The sequence below is a fragment of the Longispora fulva genome (assembly GCF_015751905.1).
Taxonomy (GTDB): Bacteria; Actinomycetota; Actinomycetes; order Mycobacteriales; family Micromonosporaceae; genus Longispora; species Longispora fulva.
The window spans coordinates 3972859-3994791 of the sequence record NZ_JADOUF010000001.1; the positions used below are offsets into that span (position 1 = coordinate 3972859).

General features: G+C 71.9%; 17 protein-coding genes. 9 read left to right on the top strand and 8 right to left on the bottom strand.

Translation table 11 applies throughout. The features are described 5' to 3' along the window. Positions 1-162: 162 nt before the first annotated feature. Positions 163-1146 (bottom strand): sporulation protein, encoded by a 984-nt coding sequence (locus tag IW245_RS17575; RefSeq protein ID WP_197004262.1) that lies wholly within the window; start codon positions 1144-1146, stop codon positions 163-165. A 228-nt stretch (positions 1147-1374) separates the two neighbouring features. On the opposite strand from IW245_RS17575, the gene IW245_RS17580 reads away from it, so the two are divergent. Both IW245_RS17580 and IW245_RS17585 read left to right on the top strand, forming a co-directional pair. After that, positions 1375-1962, top strand: coding sequence for an alpha/beta fold hydrolase (locus IW245_RS17580; RefSeq protein ID WP_197004263.1), 588 nt, complete (start codon positions 1375-1377; stop codon positions 1960-1962). Positions 1963-2158: 196 nt separating this feature from the next. Beyond that, on the top strand, positions 2159-3625 hold the full coding sequence (locus IW245_RS17585; protein ID WP_197004264.1) for a carbohydrate binding domain-containing protein: 1467 nt from the start codon (positions 2159-2161) through the stop codon (positions 3623-3625). A gap of 104 nt (positions 3626-3729) precedes the next feature. Here the strand turns inward: IW245_RS17585 and IW245_RS17590 are convergent, their stop codons facing one another. From IW245_RS17590 to IW245_RS17600, 3 genes are read right to left on the bottom strand one after another with little or no spacing between them, the layout of a single operon-like run. Then, complete coding sequence (locus IW245_RS17590) at positions 3730-5232, bottom strand: GGDEF domain-containing protein (protein WP_197004265.1); 1503 nt, start codon at positions 5230-5232, stop codon at positions 3730-3732. Positions 5233-5252: 20 nt separating this feature from the next. Beyond that, on the bottom strand, positions 5253-7139 hold the full coding sequence (locus tag IW245_RS17595) for a protein kinase family protein (RefSeq protein WP_197004266.1): 1887 nt from the start codon (positions 7137-7139) through the stop codon (positions 5253-5255). Next, positions 7136-8788 carry a PqqD family peptide modification chaperone gene (locus tag IW245_RS17600; protein WP_197004267.1) on the bottom strand — a complete coding sequence of 551 codons (1653 nt, stop codon included), beginning with the start codon at positions 8786-8788 and terminating at the stop codon, positions 7136-7138. Before IW245_RS17600 ends, IW245_RS17595 begins: the two co-directional genes overlap by 4 nt. A gap of 296 nt (positions 8789-9084) precedes the next feature. Between IW245_RS17600 and IW245_RS17605 the strand changes: the two genes are divergently transcribed. From IW245_RS17605 to IW245_RS17630, 6 genes are read left to right on the top strand one after another with little or no spacing between them, the layout of a single operon-like run. After that, entirely contained in the window at positions 9085-11940 is a 2856-nt protein-coding gene (locus IW245_RS17605; RefSeq protein ID WP_197004268.1) for a glycosyl hydrolase, read from the top strand. 11 nt (positions 11941-11951) lie between these two features. Then, positions 11952-13202: an ABC transporter substrate-binding protein gene (locus IW245_RS17610; RefSeq protein WP_197004269.1), complete on the top strand. Its 1251-nt coding sequence runs from the start codon at positions 11952-11954 to the stop codon at positions 13200-13202. Further along, positions 13199-14110 (top strand): carbohydrate ABC transporter permease, encoded by a 912-nt coding sequence (locus IW245_RS17615; protein WP_197004270.1) that lies wholly within the window; start codon positions 13199-13201, stop codon positions 14108-14110. The genes IW245_RS17610 and IW245_RS17615 overlap by 4 nt, the downstream gene beginning before the upstream one ends. Further along, entirely contained in the window at positions 14107-14913 is an 807-nt protein-coding gene (locus IW245_RS17620) for a carbohydrate ABC transporter permease (RefSeq protein WP_197004271.1), read from the top strand. The genes IW245_RS17615 and IW245_RS17620 overlap by 4 nt, the downstream gene beginning before the upstream one ends. Next, on the top strand, positions 14910-16238 hold the full coding sequence (locus IW245_RS17625; protein WP_197004272.1) for a GH1 family beta-glucosidase: 1329 nt from the start codon (positions 14910-14912) through the stop codon (positions 16236-16238). The genes IW245_RS17620 and IW245_RS17625 overlap by 4 nt, the downstream gene beginning before the upstream one ends. 2 nt (positions 16239-16240) lie before the next feature. Then, positions 16241-17251, top strand: a complete 1011-nt coding sequence (locus tag IW245_RS17630; RefSeq protein ID WP_197004273.1) for a LacI family DNA-binding transcriptional regulator — start codon at positions 16241-16243, stop codon at positions 17249-17251. A 17-nt stretch (positions 17252-17268) separates the two neighbouring features. Here the strand turns inward: IW245_RS17630 and IW245_RS17635 are convergent, their stop codons facing one another. From IW245_RS17635 to IW245_RS17650, 4 genes are read right to left on the bottom strand one after another with little or no spacing between them, the layout of a single operon-like run. After that, positions 17269-18378, bottom strand: coding sequence for an acyltransferase family protein (locus IW245_RS17635; protein WP_197004274.1), 1110 nt, complete (start codon positions 18376-18378; stop codon positions 17269-17271). Beyond that, entirely contained in the window at positions 18375-19013 is a 639-nt protein-coding gene (locus tag IW245_RS17640) for a M15 family metallopeptidase (RefSeq protein WP_197004275.1), read from the bottom strand. Before IW245_RS17640 ends, IW245_RS17635 begins: the two co-directional genes overlap by 4 nt. Beyond that, on the bottom strand, positions 19010-20107 hold the full coding sequence (locus tag IW245_RS17645; RefSeq protein ID WP_197004276.1) for a D-alanine--D-alanine ligase family protein: 1098 nt from the start codon (positions 20105-20107) through the stop codon (positions 19010-19012). The genes IW245_RS17640 and IW245_RS17645 overlap by 4 nt, the downstream gene beginning before the upstream one ends. Continuing rightward, entirely contained in the window at positions 20104-21204 is a 1101-nt protein-coding gene (locus IW245_RS17650; RefSeq protein ID WP_233473092.1) for a threonine ammonia-lyase, read from the bottom strand. Before IW245_RS17650 ends, IW245_RS17645 begins: the two co-directional genes overlap by 4 nt. A 198-nt stretch (positions 21205-21402) precedes the next feature. On the opposite strand from IW245_RS17650, the gene IW245_RS40780 reads away from it, so the two are divergent. Next, a complete protein-coding gene (locus IW245_RS40780; protein ID WP_231398838.1) occupies positions 21403-21933 on the top strand; it encodes a hypothetical protein in 531 nt (176 codons plus the stop codon).

The following is a 21933-nucleotide window of genomic DNA, read 5'->3' on the forward strand; positions in this document are numbered from 1 at the left end:
CCACGACCCACCGACGCCGACCCCCGACCGCCCCCGCCCCAGGCGCCCACGAGGCCGGCGGTCACACCGGGAAACCCGTCAGGCCCCCACAGCCCGGAAGCGTCACCGACAAACACCGAGCCCCCGACCGGAACGGCCAGGGGCTCGATGGACGTCGAGATGTCAGTCGCCGTCGAAGAGGTCGTCCAGGATCTCCCCCGCCACGAACCCGCCGACCAGACCGGCCGCGATCCCGCCGACCATGCCCGCCCCGCCGTGGTGCCCGTGCCGGTACCCGTGGCCGCCGTGGCCACCGTGGCCGTAGTGCGGCTGGTGGTGGCCGTAGTGCGGCTGCGGCGGGTAGTGCGGCTGGTGGTGGGTCTGCTGGTGCGGGCGGCGGGACATGGCCTGGCGGACCCAGCCGTCGACGACGCCGGCCCAGTCGGTGGAGTCCACCGAGCGGTAGTCGACCTGGTAGGTGTTGATGACGTCGTGGCCGCTGGTGAACAGCCCGCCGCGCTTGTCGAACTCCAGGACGACGGCCATGCCGTGCGGGCTGGCCACGAAGGTCACCTCGGCGGAGTTGATCCCGTGGTACTGCCCCGGCGGGTAGAACTCGATCTCCTGGTAGAACGGCAGGTGCTGCTGCACGCCCCGGATGTGGCCGCGCTCGCAGTCGGCGCCCTTGAACCGGAACCCGAGCCGCGCGAACGCCTCGACGATCCGCTCCTGGGCGGGCAGCGGGAACACGTTGACCTGGTCGAGGTCGCCCTTGTCCACGGCGCCGGCGACGGCCAGCTCGGTGCGCAGGCCCATCGTCATCCCGTGCAGCCGCTGGCCACCCTGGATGTTGGTCAGCGGGGTCTCCCACGGCACCGGGAACTGGAACGGGATGGAGATCGGCTGGCCCGGGTGGACGGGGAACCGGCCGGCGATGTTCAGCTTGTGGAACTCGGTGTGCTGGTTGTACTCACTGTCACCGCTTTCCACCTCGACCTTGGTGACGAGGCCCAGCGACACGTACTCAATGTCGACCATGTGGTCGCCACCGGTGATGTTCACCCGGCCCTCGAGATTGAGGCCTGGCCGGGTGTTCGGGTTGGTCAGGACCGTGTCCACGGACGGACCGCCCACGCCGAACGCGCGCATCATCTTCTTGAAGACCACCGGATGACTCCTCCTGTCGGACTACTACACCGAGGTTAGCGGAGCGTCGCAACGTTTCCAGTGGACGTAAGAGCAGGCTGAGGCTTTCGGCAGCACTTGCCCCGCTGTCGAAATGCGTCAGGAATCCGACGGGCACCCGAGCACTGAGCGTGACAGCCGCCAGGAGTGAACGCGAGAAAGTGTCACAGGCGGCGGTTAGTCTGCGGGCGAATCCTGGAGGAGGAACCCATGCACAGCCTGTCCTTGTCCGGCCCCCACCTGCCCGAAGCCCGGGTCCGGTGGTTCGACCTGCCCGGTGACGACGAGCGCCCGACGCGGGTCTTCGTGCCCGGCCCGGACGACGCGGCCGGCTATGTGGAGGCGGCCCTGCACCCGGCCCTGGCCGGATCCCGCACCCTGCTGGTGGACCTGCCCGGGGCGGGCGCGAGCGACAGACCCGAGCTCTTCGGGTACACGGTGCCGGAGCACGCCGCGACCCTCGCCGCCCTCCTCGACCACGTCGGGGTGGCCGGGGTGGAGCTCGTCGGGCACGGCACGGGCGCGGCGGTGGCGATCGCCCTCGCCGGGCACCGGCCCGAGCTGGTCGGCCGGCTCGTGGTGGCCGGGCCGGAGCTGGCCTCCGACGGGTTCGCCGACCTGAAGTGTCCGCGGGCGTTCCTGGTGGGTGGCCGGGACCGGCCGGCTGGCGGGGAGGCTGTGGCGAAGGCCGCCGGGGTGCCGATCGTGGAGGTGCTCGACGCCGGGCACGACCTGGTGGCCGACAACCCTGCCGGGTATCCGGAGGCGGTCGCAGCGGCCCTGCTGGTGGCCCGCTGAGCCGCGAGGCCGTCGGGCCCGCCCGACCCGCCGGCCACAGAGGCCCTGGTGAGGCCCCACATGCCACACCTCAGAGGACGGACAGCCATCGACTGCCGTTGTCCGCCCACCTCCTTGACCCGGGGTCGGGCTGGCGATAGATTGCCCTCACTGTTTATTTAGGAAACCTATCTATTTATTAACAGTGAGGCCCCTCATGCAGCTCCGTACCCCTCTTCTGGCAGCGTTGAGTGCGGCGGTCGTCTCTGTCGGCGCGATCCTCGCCGTCTCGACCCCCGCACAGGCCGCGAATCTCGTGGCGAACCCCGGCTTCGAAACCGGGAACCTCTCCGGCTGGTCCTGTTCAAACGGCTCCGTCGTGTCCAGCCCCGTGCACGGCGGCGGCAAGGCCCTCGCGGGCGGCGTCACCGCGTCCGACACCGGGCAGTGCACGCAGACCGTCAACGTCGCCCCCAACACGGCGTACACGCTGTCGGCGTGGGTCAAGGGCAGCTACGTCTACCTCGGAGTGACCGGCGGGGCGTCCACGTGGACCCCGTCGGCGGCGTCGTACTCGCAGCTCAGCGTCGCGTTCACCACGGCGGCCGGGCAGACCTCGGTGCAGATCTACCTGCACGGCTGGTACGCGCAGGGCGCCTACAACGCCGACGACGTCGCGCTCGACGGCCCCGGCACCCCGCCGACCACGGCGCCGCCGACCACCCCCACGAGCACCCCGCCGACCACGCCGAACACCAGCCCGAAGCCGTCGACGCCGCCGCCGTCGACCCAGCCCCCGGGCACCTGGCACGAGGCCGCGCCGTACCTGTACTTCGGCTGGGGCGAGCCGCCGGCACCCTCGACCGTGATGACCGCGACCGGGATCAAGCACTTCACCCTGGCGTTCATGCTCTCCGGCGGCGGCTGCGTGCCGAAGTGGGACAGCCAGCGCGCGCTGACCGGCGGCGTCGACCAGCAGAACATCAACGCGATCCGGGCGGCCGGCGGCGACATCGAGATCTCGTTCGGCGGCTGGAGCGGCACCAAGCTCGGCCCGAACTGCGCGGACGCCGCGGCGCTGGCGGGGGCGTACCAGCAGGTCATCTCCGCATACAACCTCAAGGTGATCGACATCGACATCGAGAACACCGACGAGTTCGAGAACTACACGGTGCAGGACCGCATCCTCGGCGCGCTGAAGATCGTGAAGGCGAACAACCCGGGGCTGCGGACCGTGGTCACCTTCGGCACGACGACCACCGGCCCGTCCGCCGACGGCATCCGCCTGATCAACCAGGCCAAGGCGCTCGGCGCGAACATCGACGTGTTCACCCAGATGCCGTTCGACTTCGGCGGCGGCGCGAACATGTACACCAGCACGGTCAACGCGACCGAGGGGCTGAAGAACCAGCTCAAGTCGACCTTCGGCTGGTCGGACGCGACGGCGTACTCCCACATCGGCATCTCCGGGATGAACGGCGTCAGCGACCAGCAGGAGACCACCTCCGTGGCACAGTGGACCCAGGTCAAGGACTACGCCAACAGCAAGCACCTCGCCCGGTTGGCCTTCTGGTCGGTGAACCGGGACCGGCCTTGCCCCGGCGGCGGCGTGGTGGAGAACTGCTCCGGCATCGCCCAGCAGAACTGGGAGTTCACGAAGATCTCCGCCGGCTTCACCGGCTGACGGTTGGGTGGCCCCTGAAACGGGGCCACCCAACCTGCTTCGCCATCGGTCAAGGTCCGTGCCGCCGCGGCGACGTCGCCGGGTCTCCGGCGGGCGGGGGAGGGTCAGGCCGCCCGGGAGCCGTTGCGGGCGCGTTTGATCCGGTACAGCGCCTCGTCGGCCGCCCGCAGCGCCGCCTCCCCGTCCTCGCCCAGCGGCGCCCACCCGATGCTCACCGACACGGGCGTGCCCGGCACCAGGGCCGCCCAGTCCTCGGCGTCGACCGCCGTGCGGATCCGGTCGCCGATCTCGTCGGCCTCCTCGGCGGACGTGGCGGGCAGGATCACCACGAACTCGTCGCCGCCGTGCCGGGCCAGCAGGTCGCCGTGCCGGACGGCGCGGGCCAGGATCCCGGCGACCCGTTGCAGGACCAGGTCCCCGGACGGGTGGCCGTGGGTGTCGTTGACGGCCTTGAAGCCGTCGAGGTCGAGTACCCCGAACATCGCGCTCACGCCCCGACGGCCCAGGCCGGCGACGAACGCGGCGATCCTGCGCCGGTTCGGAAGGCCGGTGAGCGGATCGGTGGACGCGGCACCTGCGTACTGGGCCGCGACCCGGCGGAGTTTCTCCTGGTCGAGCCGGGCGCTGATGCTGTCGGTGAACAGTTCCCGCAGCTGGCGGTCCTCGGCGTTCATCATCCGGATCGCGGCCCGCTCGGCGGCCAGCGCGCCGGAGTCGTCGCCGGCCACGGACAGCGCGATCGACCGCAGCCGCATCGGCTCGACCGCGCCGAGGGTGTCGACGGCGTGCGGGGCGGAGTCCAGCAGCAGCAACGCGCGGGCCGGGTCGCCGGCGGCGATCGCGTCGCACACGTCGGCCAGGTCGTTGACGTGCGCGAGGGTCAGGTCGATGTCCTCGTCCCGGGGGACGTGCAGGTCCACCCGGTGGCCGAGGGCCCCGAGCCGCTTGACCGCGTACCGGAGGAACACCCGCTCCATCACCACCAGCTCACCGGCGAGGGGCCGGCCCACCTCGACCAGGGCGCGCAGGTCCCGCACGCAGCCCTCGGTGTCGCCGCGCTGGTCGAGGTAGAGCGCCGCCTGCACCGGGGTGGCCATGTTCGCCGCGAACGCCGCGCCGAGCCCGGCCGCCGCGCAGATCCTGGCCCCCTGCCGGGCGGCGGCCATGGCCTCGACGTGGAACCCGAGCCAGGAATACGCGCCGGACAGGTCGTGCCAGGTGTCCACGGCCGCGAGGTTGACCTCGGTCATCTTGCGCAGGGCGCGCTCGGAGTGCACGAGGTGCGTCATCGCGGTGCCGAGCGAACCCTGCTCGTAGGCGATCATGCCGGCCATGGTGTGGAACTCGCCCACGAGCCGGGGGGCCGGGGCCTTGCGCAGGGCCACGTAGATCTCGTCGAGGAGCGGGCCGAGGCCGGAGGTGTGGCCCATGTTCATGTAGGCGACGAGCTTCTCGATCAGCGCCTGGGCGATCCGGCGCGGGTCGTGCGACTCCGCGACGACGCGCTCGGCGAGGGTGATCACCTCGGCCGAGCGACCCGCGCCCGTCAGGTCCCGGAACACCACCCATTCGGCGGCGACCGGGTCCTGCTCGTTCCCGTGCGACATAGGCAACTACTCTACGCAACCTAACGACAACTGTACGTGAACTCCCCGGCCGCCTCGGTCGGGGTCGGCCCGAGCACCTTGAGGGTGGCCTTCGCCTGGTACTCGCCCTTCCCGCTGAACTTCCAGTGCAGGTGCAACGGCACCGACCTGGTCCCCGACGACACGCTCTGGCTCAGCTCCTGGGTGGCCTCGCCATCACTGCGCAGCCACTGGTAGGTGATCGTGCCGGGGCGGCCGTTCGTGGTCACCGTGCCGACGACGTCGACCGTGACGTCGCACCCGTTGCCGGGCGGGCTCGCCGGCGCGACGGCCGCGGCGGTCACCTTCAACGGATGCGCGTTGTACCACCAGAAGTAGCCCACCACGCCGCCGATGATCGCGCCGGTGACCAGGCCGCCGACGATCCGCCGCCACCGCTTGACCGGCTTCTTCCCCGGCTTCGGCGGCACGGGCGGACCGGTCTTCCAGGCCTCCTCGACCCCGGCCGGGATGCCCCCGCCGAACCGGAGCCGCACGTCGGAACCGCCCCCGGTCGGCGGCACCGTGGGCGCCGCCCTGGTCCCCACCTGGGTGGGGAACCCGGTGGCCGTCCCCGGCTGGGTCGCCTGCCCTGGTTGGGTGGCGTGGCCGGGCTGGGTCGGGAAAGCGGTCGGGGCGCCCAGGTGGTCGCCGGCCGGCCGGGTGACCTCGCCGAGGCTGGCCCCGGGCTGGGCGACCGGGACCGGGCCGGGCCGGATGACGGTCGATTCATCGGTACGCGTCGTCAGCTCGTCGATGGCCCGCGCGGCCTCGGCGGCATTCGGTCGCCGTCCCGGATCCGGGGCCGCCCCCGGCGCGGACGCCGACCCGACAACGGGCGGGACCGCCGGGCCGGGCGCGGGAACCTGGCCCGCCGGCGCAGCGGGACCAGCTGGCGGAACGCTTCCGGCGGGCACCCCGACCGGCGGGACCTGGGGACCCTCCACCCGGACGGTCGGCGCCGCGCCCAACGTCATCGTGGGCCCCCCACCGGGCGGCTGGGGCGGCGGCGGGACGATCCGTGCCGTCGAGCCCAGCCCCACGGTCTGGTCGGGCAGGAACTGCCGGGTCTGCTCCACCTGGCCGGCGGCCGGCACGGGCCCGGTACCCGAAGAAGGCCCCGGTCCGGGCCCACCCACCGCGAGCCGCACGGTCCGCTCCGGCTCCCCGGGCGTCGCGCCCGGCGCGATCCGCACCGTCAGCTCGGCCGGCGAGGTCCCCGGCCGCAGCACCACGGTCGGCTCGGCGAGCGCCGGCCCGGTCAACGCCGGCCCCGGGTCGATCCTTGCCAGTTCCTCCAGCCCTGCGGCGAGCCCCGAGGCGTCGGTGACGGCGGCGGCCCTGGTCAGCCCGGGATCGCCCCACCGCCCGGCGAGGACCCGCAGCAGCGCGGCCCAGGCCCGCACGTCGGCCGCCGGGTCGCCGGGGGCCAGGGCCACCTCGATCAGCGCCGCGGCCCCGCTGGCGGCCAGCACGACGCTGTGCGCGCCGAAGTCGCCGTGCGCGAGCCCGCCGGAGTGCAGGGACAGCAGGGTCTGCCCGGTCCACAGTGCGACGGCGATCGCGTCGTCGCCGTCGTGCGCGGAGTCCGACGCGAGCAGCTCGGCGACCGTGGGGGTGGCGGGCTCGGCGGTGACCATCCAGACCTTGCCGTACTCGGAGAGGACGTCGACGACCGGCAGCACGCCCGGCACGGCCAGGCCCCGGACGGCGACGACCTGCGCGACGACGTGGTCGAGGGCCGGGCCCTGGCTGAGCGCCGGGTCGAGGAGCAGCGCGCCCCGGGTGGCGCCGGCATGGGTGGTGGCGGACCACCAGGTGCCGAATCGACTGCGCCGGGAGGGTCCGGCGAGCCGCAACCCTGAGACGACGGTGGGCTCGTCGGTCATCGGAACACTCCAGCGACTCTTCGTCCCAGCCTGAGCCAGACGGGGATCAGGGCGACCATGATGACACAGCCTAGGGCGACGGCGCCCCACGGCGGTGGAAGGTGACGCTGAGTGAACTCGGCGAGACGGGATCGCCAGGCCAGCAGGGCCAGCAGGACGATTCCGGCGGTTCCGAGCGCAGCGGCCACGGCGTACCCGGCGAGGCCCAGCTCGCGGCGGCCGGGGCGGGCGCGCAGCCAGGCGCCGGAGAACAGGTACCCGAAGGACTCCTCGCGCAGCCGGGGCATCCGTAGCGCGTCGGCCAGCGCCTGGTACCCGTCGAGCGGGAGCAGCGGGTTGAGGTTGTACAGCGTGTTGATGTACAGGCCGAAGGCCAGCTGGTAGCACAGCCCCGAGGCGACCGGGGACGGCAGGGCCGCGGCGCCCAGGGCAGCAGTGCCGGCGAGCGCCGCCGTGGACAGTGGCCCGGCGAGGGTGACGACGAGCCGGGACCGCCGGTCGCCGAACCACATGTCGCTGGTGTCGACGAACGCGAACGGCAGCCCGAACACCAGCATGAACCCTGCCCGGGTGACGGTGCGGCCGTAGGACTTGACGGCCAGGGCGTGCGCGGCCTCGTGCAGCACGAGCGCGACCAGGTAGGCGAGCGCGACGCCGACCGCGCCCAGGTAGCCGGCGCCGGCCGTGTCGAACAGCCGCTGCCGGGTCGCCGCGACCCCGAATCCGGCCAGGCCGACCACGATCACCACCCACGACACCACTGTCGAGGTACGCGTGAAGAACCGCCACCCGAAGCCCCGGTAGACCCGCTCGAACGCCGCGTCGAGCCCCGTGATCGCCAGTTCGATCCGCGCCCACCGCCGCCAGGCGCTCCTGGTGGCGGCCTGTCCGTGCAGCCCGGCCACGAACTCGTGCCCGCCGAGGGTGTGCAGGGTGTTCTCGATCCGGGGCAGGGCGAGTTCCCCGTACTCCTCGGCGAACGCGAACAGCAGGTCGCGCACCGTGTTGCGGCCGTCGAGCAGGTGCCAGAGGAAGACGTCGCGGTCGTCGAGTTCGAGATAGCGACCGGTACGGGTGTTGCGCAGCACCCAGGTGCCGCCGCCGGGCACCTCCTTGAGCGCCCAGTGCCCGCGCCGCCGGGGGCGGACGTTGAGGGGCTCGGTGGCGGTGGCGGCCGGCTCCGGCGGCGCGTGGCCCGCGTGCCCGGCCGGCGGGGCCAGGCCGGTGTGCTCGGTGCCCCACACCACGGTCCGACCGCCCACGGCCGCCGACCGGGGCTGCTCGAACCGGACCGGCACGTCGCCGATGTGCAGCTGGGTACTGTCGGACAGCACGGCGGAGGCCGCGAACAGAGTCTGGTCGGCGACCCCGGTGCCGTTGAACGAGCCCAGGTCCTCCACCGCGTAGCCGTCCGGGGTCCTGGCGACGTGAGCGTGCCGGCGGGACACGCTGGGGTGGTCGATGACCAGGTCGTTGTCGCCGGCCCGCCCGATGGTGGTGACCTCGCGGTCCAGGGGGTACGCCCGGCCGGCGTGCCTCAGGTGCGGCGCCTCGTACTCCGTGATCCGGACCCCGGTGCGTAGGGTGCCACACCGCAGGCAGTACGGAAAGTCCCGCCGCAGGTGCACGTGGCAGGCGTGGCAGAGCATCCGTGGGCCTTTCCGGGACGGGTGTGCGGGGCGCGGTGAGCCTAGATCGTCCTCACGGTGGGTGAGGTCGCCAAGCTGACAGTCTCCTGCCTCACACCCCTCCCCCACAAGGCGGGACCGGGCACGGTGATCGATCAGCGGCCCGGGCGGGGCAGCTCGCCCGAAAACGGAAGAGAGCGCTCTCTCACGGTGTCGAAACCGGTGAAACATCACCGGGAAACATTGACGAGACAGTGTGCCGGCGCTAGCGTCCCTCGCAAGAGAGCGCTCTCACCTCCTACCCCTCGGGAGGCACCATGAAACCGTCTGGCATCCTCGTCTCCGCCGTCGCCGCCGCCCTGCTCGCCGGCACCCTCACCCAGGTCCTGTCCACCGGGGCCCAGGCGGCCCCGGTCGGGGCCGGCAGCTACACCACCACGCCGGCCGGCCCCCTGCCGACCGGCTGCGGGAACCTGTCGACCAACCCCCGCCAGTTCGTCACGGCCAACGCGCCGGCCGGCCCCGTGCCGACCAACGACTGGTGGTCGAACATCCTGTTCAAGCGGACCGACTGCGCCTTCGGGGAGCCGCTGCACGCGCACCCGGTCTCGTTCGACACGCTACCGGGCGGGCTGGGCCTGTCGGCCAACACGACCCCGCAGATCAGCGGGACCGCCACCGGGGTGGGCGAGTACCACTATCCGTACGTGCAGGACCTCCAGGTGGGCGTCGCCGGGCTCGACGCGCCGAACGTCAAGGTCGACGGCTGGACCGACTGGACCGTCAGCCCCTTCTGGACGGACGGCGCGCGCACCCTGCGGGCCACGATCGGCCACGGCCTGCCGTTCAGCTACTACCAGGTCACTGGCGGCGACGCGCAGCTCACCGTGGCCGCGCCCCAGGTGTGGTCCCACTCCGGCCCGACGATCGGCTTCACGGCCAACGGGCACGAGTACGCCGCCTACGCGCCGGCCGGGGCCACCTGGACCGTCAGCGGCGGCACATTCACCTCCACGCTGGCCGGCAAGGGCTACTTCTCCGTCCTCGCCCTGCCGCCGGGCGACCGGGCGGCCCTCGCGACGAGCCTCGGGAAGTACGCGCACAACCACGTCACCGGCACCCGGGCGAGCTACTCCTACAACCCGGCGACCAGCACCGTGACCACCACCTACGCGTTCACGACGACCGCGAGGGAGGCAGGGGCCGCCGGCACCGTCGCCGCGCTCTACCCGCACCAGTGGCGGGCCCTCACCGGTGCGACCCCGCTGTCCAACACCTATGTCTCGGCCCGCGGCCCGATGAAGGTCCTTGCCGGGGTCGGCCAGTTCACGACGAGCATGGCCTTCCAGGGCGTGCTGCCCGAGATCCCGGCCGTGGCGGACAACGCCGGAGCCGACCGCGCGACCCTCGACGGGTACCTCGCGCAGGTCGCCGGCAACCCGGCCGACTTCCGGGGCGACGACACGTACTGGACCGGCAAAGGGCTCGGTCGGGCCGCCCGGATCGCGGAGATCGCCGACCAGCTGGGCGACACGGGCACCCGGGACGCGGCCCTGACCGCGATCCGGACCCGGCTGACCGACTGGTTCACCGCCAGCCCGGGCAAAACATCACGACTGTTCTACTATGACCAGAACTGGGGGACCCTGATCGGCTACCCGGCCTCCTACGGCTCCGACCAGGAACTCAACGACCACCACTTCCACTACGGGTACTTCGTCGCGGCGGCGGCCACCCTCGCCAAGTTCGACCCGCAGTGGGCCACGAGCGGGAAGTACGGCGGCATGGTCGACCTGCTGATCCGCGACGCGAACAACTACGACCGCGCCGACGGCCGGTTCCCGTACCTGCGCGACTTCGACATCTACGCCGGGCACGACTGGGCGTCGGGGCACGGCTCGTTCGGGGCCGGCAACAACCAGGAGTCCTCCTCGGAGGGGATGAACTTCGCCAACGCCCTGATCCAGTGGGGCCAGGCGACCGGGAACACGGCGGTCCGCGACGCTGGCGTGTTCCTGTACACGACCCAGGCGGCGGCGATCCAGGAGTACTGGTTCGACAGCCGCGACGCCAACTTCCCCGCCGGGTTCGGCCACAGGGCGGTCGGCATGGTGTGGGGCGACGGGGCGGCGTACGCGACCTGGTTCAGTGCCGAGCCCGAGATGATCCAGGGCATCAACATGCTCCCGGTGACCGGCGGGCACCTGTACCTGGGTGACAACCCCGGCTACGTCCGGGCCAACTACGCCGAACTCGTCGCCAACAACGGCGGCGCGCCGAGCGTGTGGCAGGACGTCCTGTGGGAGTTCCAGGCCCTCGGCGACGGGGACGCGGCGCTCGCGAACCTCCGGAACAACAGCGGCTTCACCAGCGAGGAGGGCGAGAGCAAGGCGCACACCTTCCACTGGATCCGCAACGTCGCGGCCCTCGGCACTGTCGACGCCACGGTCACCGGGAACCATCCGCTGTCGGCGGTGTTCACGAAGAACGGGGCCAGAACCTACGTGGCCGCGAACATCACGAACGCGCCGCTCACGGTCACGTTCTCCGACGGGCACACGCTGGGCGTCGGGGCGGGGCGGACGGCGACGAACGGCGCGTACACGTGGAGTGGTGGAAACGCCGGGGGCGGCACGCAGCCGACGCCGAGCCCCACGCCCAGCCCCACCGGAAGCCCGAGCCCGACACCGACCCCGAGTCCCACCGGCTCCCCGTCGAATTCGACGCTCTACCTGCGCTCGGACGGCACCCTGGGCAACCCGGCCCCGGCCGGCACCGCGCAGATCGCCTCGGCCGGCGGGACCAACCACGACGGCGTACCCGCCAATGCCACGGTCTTCACCGCCTCCGGCCTGACGCTGACCCGCTCGGCCGGGACCACCACCTTCGACCTGTTCGTCGACGCGGGGACCACCGTGGCCAACGGCACCCAGGTCCGGGTGTCCTACGACCTGACCGGGGACGGCTCCTGGGACCGGGTCGAGACCTACCGGTACTTCGCCACCGACCCGGCCCCCGGCTGGGAGCACTACACCACCTCGGTCGGCCTCTCCTCGGCCACCGGCACGCCCGGCGACCTGACCAACGGCCGGGTGCGGCTCGAGGTGTGGAACGCCATCGGCAACGGGCCCAGCACCGTGGGCACCGGCAACCAGTCCGTCATCCACCTCTAAGGAAGGTCGTCATGCGTCGCGTCCTCGCCCCGCTCCTCGCGTTATGCCTGCTCACCTCCGCCGCCGCCTGTGGTTCCGAGGCGGCGAAGGACGAGAAGGTCAAGCTCACCATCGGGCTCTTCGGCGACTTCGGCTTCAAGCCGCTGTACGACGAGTACAAGGCCACCCACCCGAACATCCAGATCGAGGAGCGGGTCTCCGAGTACGCCGCCCACCACCAGAACGTCACCGCGCACCTGGCCACGAACACCGGCGCGTCGGACATCGAGGCGATCGAGGTGGGCTACATCAGCCAGTTCACCGCGCAGCCGGGGAAGTTCCACAACCTACTCGACCTGGGCGCGGGGAACCTGGAGGGCAAGTTCCTGCCGTGGAAGTGGCAGCAGGGACTGTCCGGCGACGGCAAGTCCCTGGTCGGGCTCGGCACGGACGTGGGCGGCATGGCCATGTGCTACCGCAACGACCTGTTCGCCCAGGCTGGGCTGCCGACCGACCGGGACGCCGTGTCCAAGCTGTGGCCCACCTGGGCCGACTACGTCAAGGTCGGCAAGGAGTTCAAGGCCAAGCGCCCCGAGGCGTTCTTCGAGAGCTCCGGCAACATGTTCCGCGCGATGGTGGAGCAGGGCTCCCAGGGCGTCTACGACAAGCAGAACAACCTGGTCGTGGACTCCAACCCGGGCGTGCGCGCCGCGTGGGACACCTCGGTGGACGCGATCAACGCCGGGATGTCGGCGAAGCTGACCGCCTGGACCCCGGAGTGGACGGCCGCGTTCGAGAAGGGCTCGTTCGCCACGATCGTCTGCCCGGCGTGGATGACCTCCTACATCCAGACCAACGCCAAGAACGCGTCCGGCAAGTGGGACGTGGCAGCGGTGCCCGGCGGGGCCGGCAGCATGGGCGGCACGCACCTGACGCTGCCGAAGCAGGGCAGGCACCCGAAGGAGGCGTACGAGCTGATCTCCTGGCTCACCGCCCCCGCCCAGCAGGCCAAGGTGTTCAAGGCGACCGGCAACTTCCCGTCGGCCCCGGAGCTGTACTCCAGCCCCGACATCACCGGCTTCACGAAGGACTTCTTCAACAACGCGCCGATCGGGCGGATCTTCTCCGACTCCGCGAAGGCCGTGAAGCCGCAGTACATGGGGCCGCGCACCGGGGACGTGTTCACCGCGATCGGGTCGGGCCTCGGCCGGATCGAGAACGGCCAGCAGAAGCCCGACGAGGCGTGGAAGCAGGTCCTGTCGGATGTGGCCAAGCTGAAATGAGCGACCGCCTCTACCGCTGGGACCTGAGGGCCTCGCCGTACCTGTACATCGCCCCGTTCTTCGTGCTCTTCGCGGCCTTCGGGGTGTTCCCGCTGCTCTACACGGCGTGGGTGTCCCTGCACGACTGGACCCTGCTGTCGGATGAGCACCCCTTCGTCGGGGTGGCCAACTACCGGGAACTGTTCGGCGATCCGTACTTCTGGAACGCGCTCGGCAACACGCTCTCGATCCTGGTGCTGTCCACGGTCCCGCAACTGCTGTTCGCGCTGCTGCTGGCGCACCTGCTCAACCGGCCGCTGCGGGGCCAGACGTTCTTCCGGCTCGGGCTGCTGCTGCCGAACGTCACCTCGGTGGTGGCGGTGGCGGTCATCTTCTCGCAGCTGTTCGGGAGGGACTTCGGGTTGATCAACGCCATCCTGGAGTCCCTCGGGGCTGGCCGGATCGACTGGCAGAACGGGACGGCCAGCTCGCACGTCGCCATCGCCACGATGATCATCTGGCAGTGGACCGGCTACAACTCGCTGATCTACCTGGCGGCGATGAAGGCCGTGCCCCGGGACCTGTACGAGTCGGCGACCCTCGACGGGGCCACCGGCCTGCAACAGCTGACCAGGATCACGATCCCGATGATCCGGCCCACGATCATCTTCACGGTCGTGGTGTCCACGATCTACGGGTTGCAGGTGTTCGCCCAGCCGCAGCTGTTCGGGGGCGGCGGGCCGACCGGGATCACCGGGGGCAACGACCGGCAGTTCCAGACCCTCTCCTTGTATCTCTACGAGCACGCGTTCACGAACGGCTTCCAGTTCGGGTACGCCTCGGCGACCGCCTGGGTGATGTTCGCCGTGATCGTGCTCGGGGCCGGGCTGAACTACCTGTTCGTCCGCAAGATCCGGAGCACGTCGTGACCCGCCGGCTGGTCTACCTGAGCCTGACGGCCGTGGTGTTCTTCTCGGCCTTCCCGCTGTACTTCAGCGTCGTCGTCGCGTCGTCGGACACCTCGGCACTCAGCGACGCCCGACTGTTGCCGGGCGCGCACCTGTGGGACAACGTCGTGCGGGTGTTCGACACCGTGCCGTTCGGGACGGCGATGCTCAACTCGGTGCTCGTCTCGCTGTCGATCACCGCCTCGGTGGTGCTGTTCTCCACCCTGGCCGGGTTCGCGTTCGCCCGGCTGCGGTTCCGGGGGCGCACGGCGTTCCTCGTGTTCATCGTGGGCACGATGATGGTGCCGACCCAGCTGGGCATCATCCCGCTGTACATCCTGATGGCGAAGATCGAGTGGACGGACTCGCTGCGGGCGGTCGTGGTCCCCGCGCTGGTCAACGCCTTCGGGGTGTTCTTCATGACGCAGTATCTTTCGGAGGCGCTGCCGAAGGAGCTGCTGGAGGCCGGCCGGATGGACGGCTGCTCCACCCAGCGGCTGTTCTGGCACGTGGTGCTGCCCGTGGCCCGACCGGCGGCGTCCGTGCTCGGCATGCTCACGTTCCTGGCCGCCTGGAACGACTACTTCTGGCCGCTGGTCGTGCTGTCCTCGCCGGAGAACCACACGGTGCAGGTCACGCTGTCGCAGCTGCGCAGCGGCTACGTCACCGACTACGCGCTGTCCCTGACCGGCACGGTGCTGGCCACCCTGCCGCTGCTCGTCGTGTTCGGCCTGCTCGGCAAACAGATCATCGGAGGAATCATGCAGGGGGCGGTCAAGGGATGATCACTTTTCCGGAGGGTTTCGTGTGGGGGGCAGCCACGGCCGCCTACCAGATCGAGGGCGCGGTCGGCCTCGACGGGCGCGGACCGTCCATCTGGGACACCTTCAGTCACACGCCGGGCAGGGTGGCCGGCGGCGACACCGGAGACGTCGCGTGCGACCACTACCACCGCTATCCGGCGGACGTGGCGCTGATGGCCGAGCTGGGCCTGCCGGCCTACCGGTTCTCCGTGTCCTGGGCCCGGGTCGCACCCGACGGCCGGGGGCTCAACCCGCGCGGCCTGGACTTCTACGACCGCCTCGTCGACGAGCTGGTCGCCCGGGGCATCGAACCGATCGTGACCCTGTACCACTGGGACCTCCCCCAGGCCCTCGAGGACACCGGCGGCTGGACGGCCCGGGACACGGCCGAACGGTTCGCCGACTACGCCGCCGCCGTCCACGACCGGCTCGGAGACCGGGTGCCCACCTGGACGACCCTGAACGAGCCGTGGTGCTCGGCGTACCTCGGCTACGGCAACGGCGTGCACGCCCCCGGCCAGCGCGACCCGGGCAAGGCGTTCGCGGCCGTGCACCACCTGCTGCTCGCGCACGGGCTCGGCACCCAGGCGCTACGGTCGGCCGGAGCGCGGTCGATCGGACTCACCCTCAACCCGGCCTCGGTGTCCCCGGTGGACCCGGCCGACCCTGCCGACGTGGCCGCCGCGCGCCTGGTCGACGGGTTGCAGAACCGGATCTTCCTCGACCCGGTGCTGCGGGGGGAATACCCCGCCGACGTCGCGCACCTGGTCCGGGCGCACATCCGCGACACCGACCTCAAGGTGATCTCCGAGCCGATCGACCTGCTCGGCGTCAACTACTACATGCCGCTCTACGTCCGCGCGAGACCGGGCGCGACCGGTGGCGGCGAGGCCTACCCGGGCACGCGGGACATCGAGTTCCTGCCGGCGGAGGGCCCGGTGACCGAGATGGGCTGGCTGATCGAGCCCGCCGGCTTGACCCGACTACTGGAACGCATCGGCCGCGACTACCCCGGCACCCCACTGATGATCACGGAGAACGGCGGGGCGTTCCCCGAGGGCACGGCCGACGCCGACCGGATCGGGTACCTCGACGGGCACCTGCGGGCCGCGCACGAGGCCATCTCCCGGGGCGTGGATCTGCGCGGCTATCTCGTATGGTCACTCCTGGACAACTTCGAGTGGGCCGAGGGCTACCGTAAGCGGTTCGGGATCGTGCACGTCGACTACGACACGCAGCGCCGGGAGCCGAAGGACAGTGCCCTCTGGTACCGCGACGTGATCCGCCGGAACGGCCTGGAGGGCTAGAGATGAACGCGTCACGGGGGCGGCCCACGCTGGAGCAGGTCGCGGCGCGGGCCGGCGTGTCGCGGGCGACCGTCTCGCGGGTGGTCAACGGCTCCACGTCGGTGGCCGAGTCGATCCGTGAGGCGGTGAACCGGGCGATCGGCGAACTCGGCTACGTGCCCAACCTCGCCGCCCGCAGCCTCGTCACCCAGCGCACCGACTCGATCGCCCTGGTCCTGCCGGAGGCCGCCACCCGGGTGTTCTCCGACGACCAGTTCTTCCCGAGCGTGATCCGGGGCGTCAGCCAGGAGCTGGAGGCCGCCGACAAGCAGCTCGTCCTGATGCTCGCCGGCTCCCCGGCCAGCCACGACCGCGTCGAGCGGTACGCGGCGGCCCGGCACGTCGACGGCGTGCTGTTCGCGTCCATGCACGGCTCGGACCCGCTGCCGGGCAAACTGGCCCGGATGGGCATCCCGGTGGTGTGCAGCGGCCGACCGCTCGGCCCGGCCACGGTGCCCTACGTCGACGTGGACCACATCGGCGGCGTCACGGCGGCCGTGCACCACCTGCTCGCCCTGGGCCGGACCCGGATCGCGACCATCGCCGGCCCGCAGGACATGGTGGCCGGCATCGACCGGCTCACCGGCTACCGGGGCGCGTTGAAGGACTCCCCCAGCCGGTCCATCGTCGCCGTCGGTGACTTCACCCGGGAGTCGGGGGCCGTGGCCATGCGGCAACTGCTCGACGACGATCCCGCCCTCGACGCCGTGTTCGTCGCCTCGGACCTGATGGCGCACGGCGCACTGGGGACCCTGCGCGAGGCGGGGCGACGGGTGCCGGAGGACGTGGCCGTGGTCGGGTTCGACGACATCGAGCTGGCCCGGTACACCGATCCGCCGTTGACGACGGTGCGGCAGCCGATCGTGGACATCGGGCGGGAGATGGCCCGCCAGGTGCTCCGGCTGGCGGCCGGCCTCCCGGCGGAACCGGCGATCGTGCTCCCCACGGAACTGGTGGTCCGCCAGTCCGCGTAGCGGCCGGGTGCGGCAGATCAACATCCTTTTCCGGTTGCGGAGGAGCCTGACCGGATCCGACCGGCTCGCCGACCCGGGGCCCGGGTGAACAGCCCGCGCAGCCGGGGCGCCACCGGCCGCTCCACCCACGCGTGGATCCCCCACGCCACCACTCCCATCGCCACCATCAGCCCCACCACCAGCACATACCTGTTCACGGTCGGGCCCAGCCAGGCCAGAACCACGAACCCGAGGTGCGCGTGCGCCAGGTACAGCGGATACGTCAGCGCCCCGGCGTGCGCCATCCACGGCCGTCCGAGGGACTCCGTGCGGCGCAGCGCCACCAGGATCATCACCACGAAGATGGCCGTGATCACCGCGCACACCACCACGGTCGAGAACCCGGTCCGGTAGCGTTCCCCGACCCCGGCCGCGAACCCCGCCCCGCGGTAGAGGGCGTTGCCCCAGCACAGGGCCAGGATCACGCCCAGTTCCCAGGTCATGCCGGACCGGTGGATCACGCCCAGGGCCATGCCTGCGACGAAGTAGTGCGCGAACGTCGACTGGCCGAGCAGGTCCACGAAGCCGGGCAGCAGGCCGAGCTGGGTCGCGGCCGTGACGGCGAGCCAGGCCCACAGGGCCAGGAGCACCCGGCGGCGGGTCAGGCCGACGACCGCGAGGACGAACACCAGCAGGTAGAAGCGGATCTCGGCCCACAGGGTCCAGTACACGACGTCGATGTTGGCGATGCCGGCGACCGGGTTGAGCATGGTCAGGTTCGCGAGGTACTGGCCGAACCCGACCCGGAACCGCCCGGACGCCACGGAGACGAGGGCCGTGAGGGTGACCGCCACCCAGAAGGCCGGGTAGAGCCGGACGATCCGGGAGACCACGAAGCCGCGCGCCGGGCGGCCCCACGCGCTGAGCGACACGACGAAGCCGCTGATCACGAAGAACAGGTCGACGCCGAGGTAGCCGTATCTCGACACCTGGCCGAGGCCGGGGAAGCGGGCGGGCGAGTGGCCCTGCATCCAGCCGGAGAAGGTGTAGTGGAACACCACCACTGCGACGGCCGCGCCGATCCGGAGCAGGTCCAGCTCGTGCAGCCGCCGGGCCGCCGGCCCCGGGGCGGCCGGCTCCGCGCTCACCGGTCGACGGGGCCGTAGCGGGTGGCGGGGGCGCGGGTGGTCAGGGCCCAGTACCGGTCGCCGAACGACCAGTGCCACCACTCCGTCGGATAGTTCACGAACCCGGCCGCGCTGAGGACCGCGCCGAGCAGGTCCCGGTTCGCCCGGGCGGCGGCGGGTACGGGTGCCCCGGTGAAGCAGGCGTCGGCGCTGGCCAGGGGGCTGTCGTTGACGAGGGTGCCCATGTCCAGCTCGGTGCCCTCGGCGGTGCACAGGGTCAGGTCGACCGTGCCGCCGGTGCTGTGCGGGGCGACCTCCGGCGGGGAGACGTACTTGCTGGCCTCCACGTGCAGCCGCGCCGGGTCCCAGTCGGGATGGCTGCGGCGCAGCTCGTCGCGGTACCCGTCGAAGTAGGTCTTCTGCAGGCCCAGCGGGCGGTAGCCCTCGACGATCAGCAGCCGCAGCCCGGCGGGCAGGGCGCGCTGCGCGGCCAGGAGCCGGTCGACGGCGTTCTCCCGCAGGTGCGCGTACGCGCCGTCGGGGTCGGCGAGCCGGGGGTCGACGCGCAGTTCGGACACCTCGCGCAGGTCGACGAGCGGCTCGCCGTTGTCGCGCAGCGGGACGGCCGCGACCCGGCGGTCGGACAGCAGGATCACGCCATCCCCCGCTTGCGGGCGTGCCGCTCGAACGCGAGGGCGATCAGCCGGTCGAGGAGGTCCTGGTAGGACACTCCGGAGGCCTGCCAGACCTTCGGGTACATCGAGTGCGCCGTGAAGCCGGGCATCGTGTTGAGCTCGTTGACGTAGAGCCGGTCGGCGGCCTCGTCGTAGAGGAAGTCGACCCGGGCGAGGCCCCAGCCGCCGACCGCCCGGAACGCGGCGACCGACAATGCGCGCACCTCGGCCTCGACGTGCGGGGGCAGCACGGCGGGCACGATCATCGGGTCGACGGTGCCGAGGTACTTCTGCTCGTAGTCGAACCAGCCGCCGCTGACCGTGACCTCCCCGACGCGCGACGCCTCGGGCGCGAAGCCGCCGAGCACCCCGCACTCGATCTCCCGGCCGGTGACGCCCTGCTCGACGATGACGACCGGGTCGTATTCCAACGCCTTGTCCACGGCCGCCGCCAGGCCCGACGGGTCGGTCACCCGGGTGATGCCGATCGAGGAGCCCATGTTGGCGGGCTTGACGAACAGCGGGTACTCCAGGCCGTCGATCACGGCCGACCCCTTCGCCCAGGACACCTCGTCCACCCAGATGTGCGGGGTGACGGGCACGTTCTCGGCGACGAAGGCGCGCTTCATCGCGACCTTGTCCATCCCGACGGCCGAGGCGGCGATGCCGCCGCCGACGTAGGGCACGCCGAGGAACTCCAGCAGGCCCTGCAGGACGCCGTCCTCGCCGAACGGGCCGTGCAGCAGCGGGAACACGACGTCGAGGTGCGCGACGACGTCCCCGTCGGCGAGCACGGCCACCCCCGGCCGACCGGGTCGCAGCTCGACCAGCGGGCCGACGACCTCGAGGTGGTCGTCGATCGCCCGCACCCCGTCGGGCGGCGACATCTTCCCCTCCAGGACATTGTCGGGTACGAGCCGGAAGTCCCCCTCCCGCGTCACCCCCACGACGACCGGCGCGTACCGGTCCCGGGGCAGCGCGCGCACCACCGCGAGGGCCGAGGAGCAGGACACGTCGTGTTCGGCCGAGGGTCCGCCGAAGAGGACCCCGACCCGGATCCGCGCGTCGCCGGTCATGCCGCCTCCTCCTGGTCGTGGGCGCCGGCCGGGCGGCCGGAGCGGTCGTGGCCGGTGTGGTGGCCGGTGCCGGCGGGGCCGCCGGTCGTGTCGCGGCCGCCGGTGCCGGTCACGTCGGCCGGGCCTGCGAGGATGCCGCCCAGCGTGCCGGGGTCGATGTTGCCGCCGGTGAGGACGACGCCGATGTCGCCGAGCCCGCCGGCCGCAGCGAGCAGCAGCGCCCCCGCGAGAGCCGCCGCCGCCGACGGTTCGACGAGGAGTTTCGCCTCGAACAGCACGAGGCGCACGGCGTGGGCGATGGCAGCGTCGTCCACCCGGACCACCCCGGCCACGGCGTGCTGGACGATCCGGAACGGCAGCCGGCCCACCTGCGCGGGCCGCAGGCCGTCGGCGAGGGTGGGCCCGGGGACCACCGTCACCCGGTTGCCGGTGACCAGGCTGCGGGCGAGGGAGTCGTTGCCGACCGGCTCGACGCCGTACACGGAGAGGTCGTGGCCCTCGGCGGCCAGGCAGGCCCCGGCGAGGCCACCGCCGCCGCCGACCGGCAGCACCACGGCGTCGAGGCGCGCGCCCCGGTCGCGGACCTCGTCGAGGAGTTCCAGGGTGGCGGTGCCCTGGCCGCGGATCACGTCCGGGTGGTCGTACGCGTCGAGGACGGCGTGCCCGGTGGACACCCGCAGCCGCTCGACGGCGGCGAGCCGGTCGTCGAGGGTGTGCCCGGCAAGCATCACGTCGGCCCCGGCGGCGTGGGCGAGGGCGATCTTCGCGGGGGCCGCGTCCACGGGCAGGACGGCGACGGCGCGCAGGCCGCGTTCGCGGGCGGCAAGCGCGACGGCCACGGCGTGGTTGCCGGTGCTCTGCGCGATGACGCCGGTGTGCCGGCCCTCGTCGGCGATCCGGCCCACGGCGAGCGTCGCGCCCCGGTACTTGTAGGACCCGCCGCGCTGCAGGTTCTCCGCCTTGAGCCACAGCCGGGCCCCGGCCAGGGCGTCGAGCGCCGCCGACCGGACCACCGGGGTCCGCACCACCCGGCCGGCGAGCCACGCCCCGGCCGCGCAGACATCCTCACCACTCAGAGTTGTCAGATCTGTCGCCACTGTCACCGCGATGTGCCTTCCCGGTCCCGAAATCGGCTGGTGAGGCCACACTGCCGGCGCAATATGCCCGCCCCGTCCCCGCCGTGTCATGAACCGGTAACAACACACGGAGAGTGACCGGGGCCGTTGGCACGAAGCGGGGAGCAGTCAGCTGGCCGGGATCTCCTATGGTGGGCGCACACGCGAGAGGGAGCAGACATGTCAGAGACAGCGATGGACGACTGGAGCGAGGACACCCCGGCCCACGAGGTCGTCGTCGACTACGCGAACGGCGGCCACGAGGTGACCACGGACCTCGACGGGGACGGCTACGCGGACTCGGTCGCCGTCGACACCGACGGGGACGGGCACTACGAGGCGGTCTACACCCACGAGCACGGCCCGGGCCACGCGCTCGACACGGTCTCCGTGGACTCCGACGGCGACGGCAGGGTCGACGCCGTCTTCTCGGACACCGACCACGACGGCCGGATCGACACCGCGGTGCTGGACCGCGACCACGACGGCCGGGTCGACGCGATGTACGTGGACTCCAACCACGACGGGGCCGTCGACCAGGTCGTCCTCGACAGGGACCTCGACGGCCGCGCGGACTTCGCGACCGCCGACACCGACTTCGACGGGCGCGCGGACGTGACGGTCACCGACACGGACGCCGACGGCACGTACGACACGGTGCACTACGGCGACGCCGCGCCGCGCGGGTTGGACCCGTTCGGGGCGAACTGA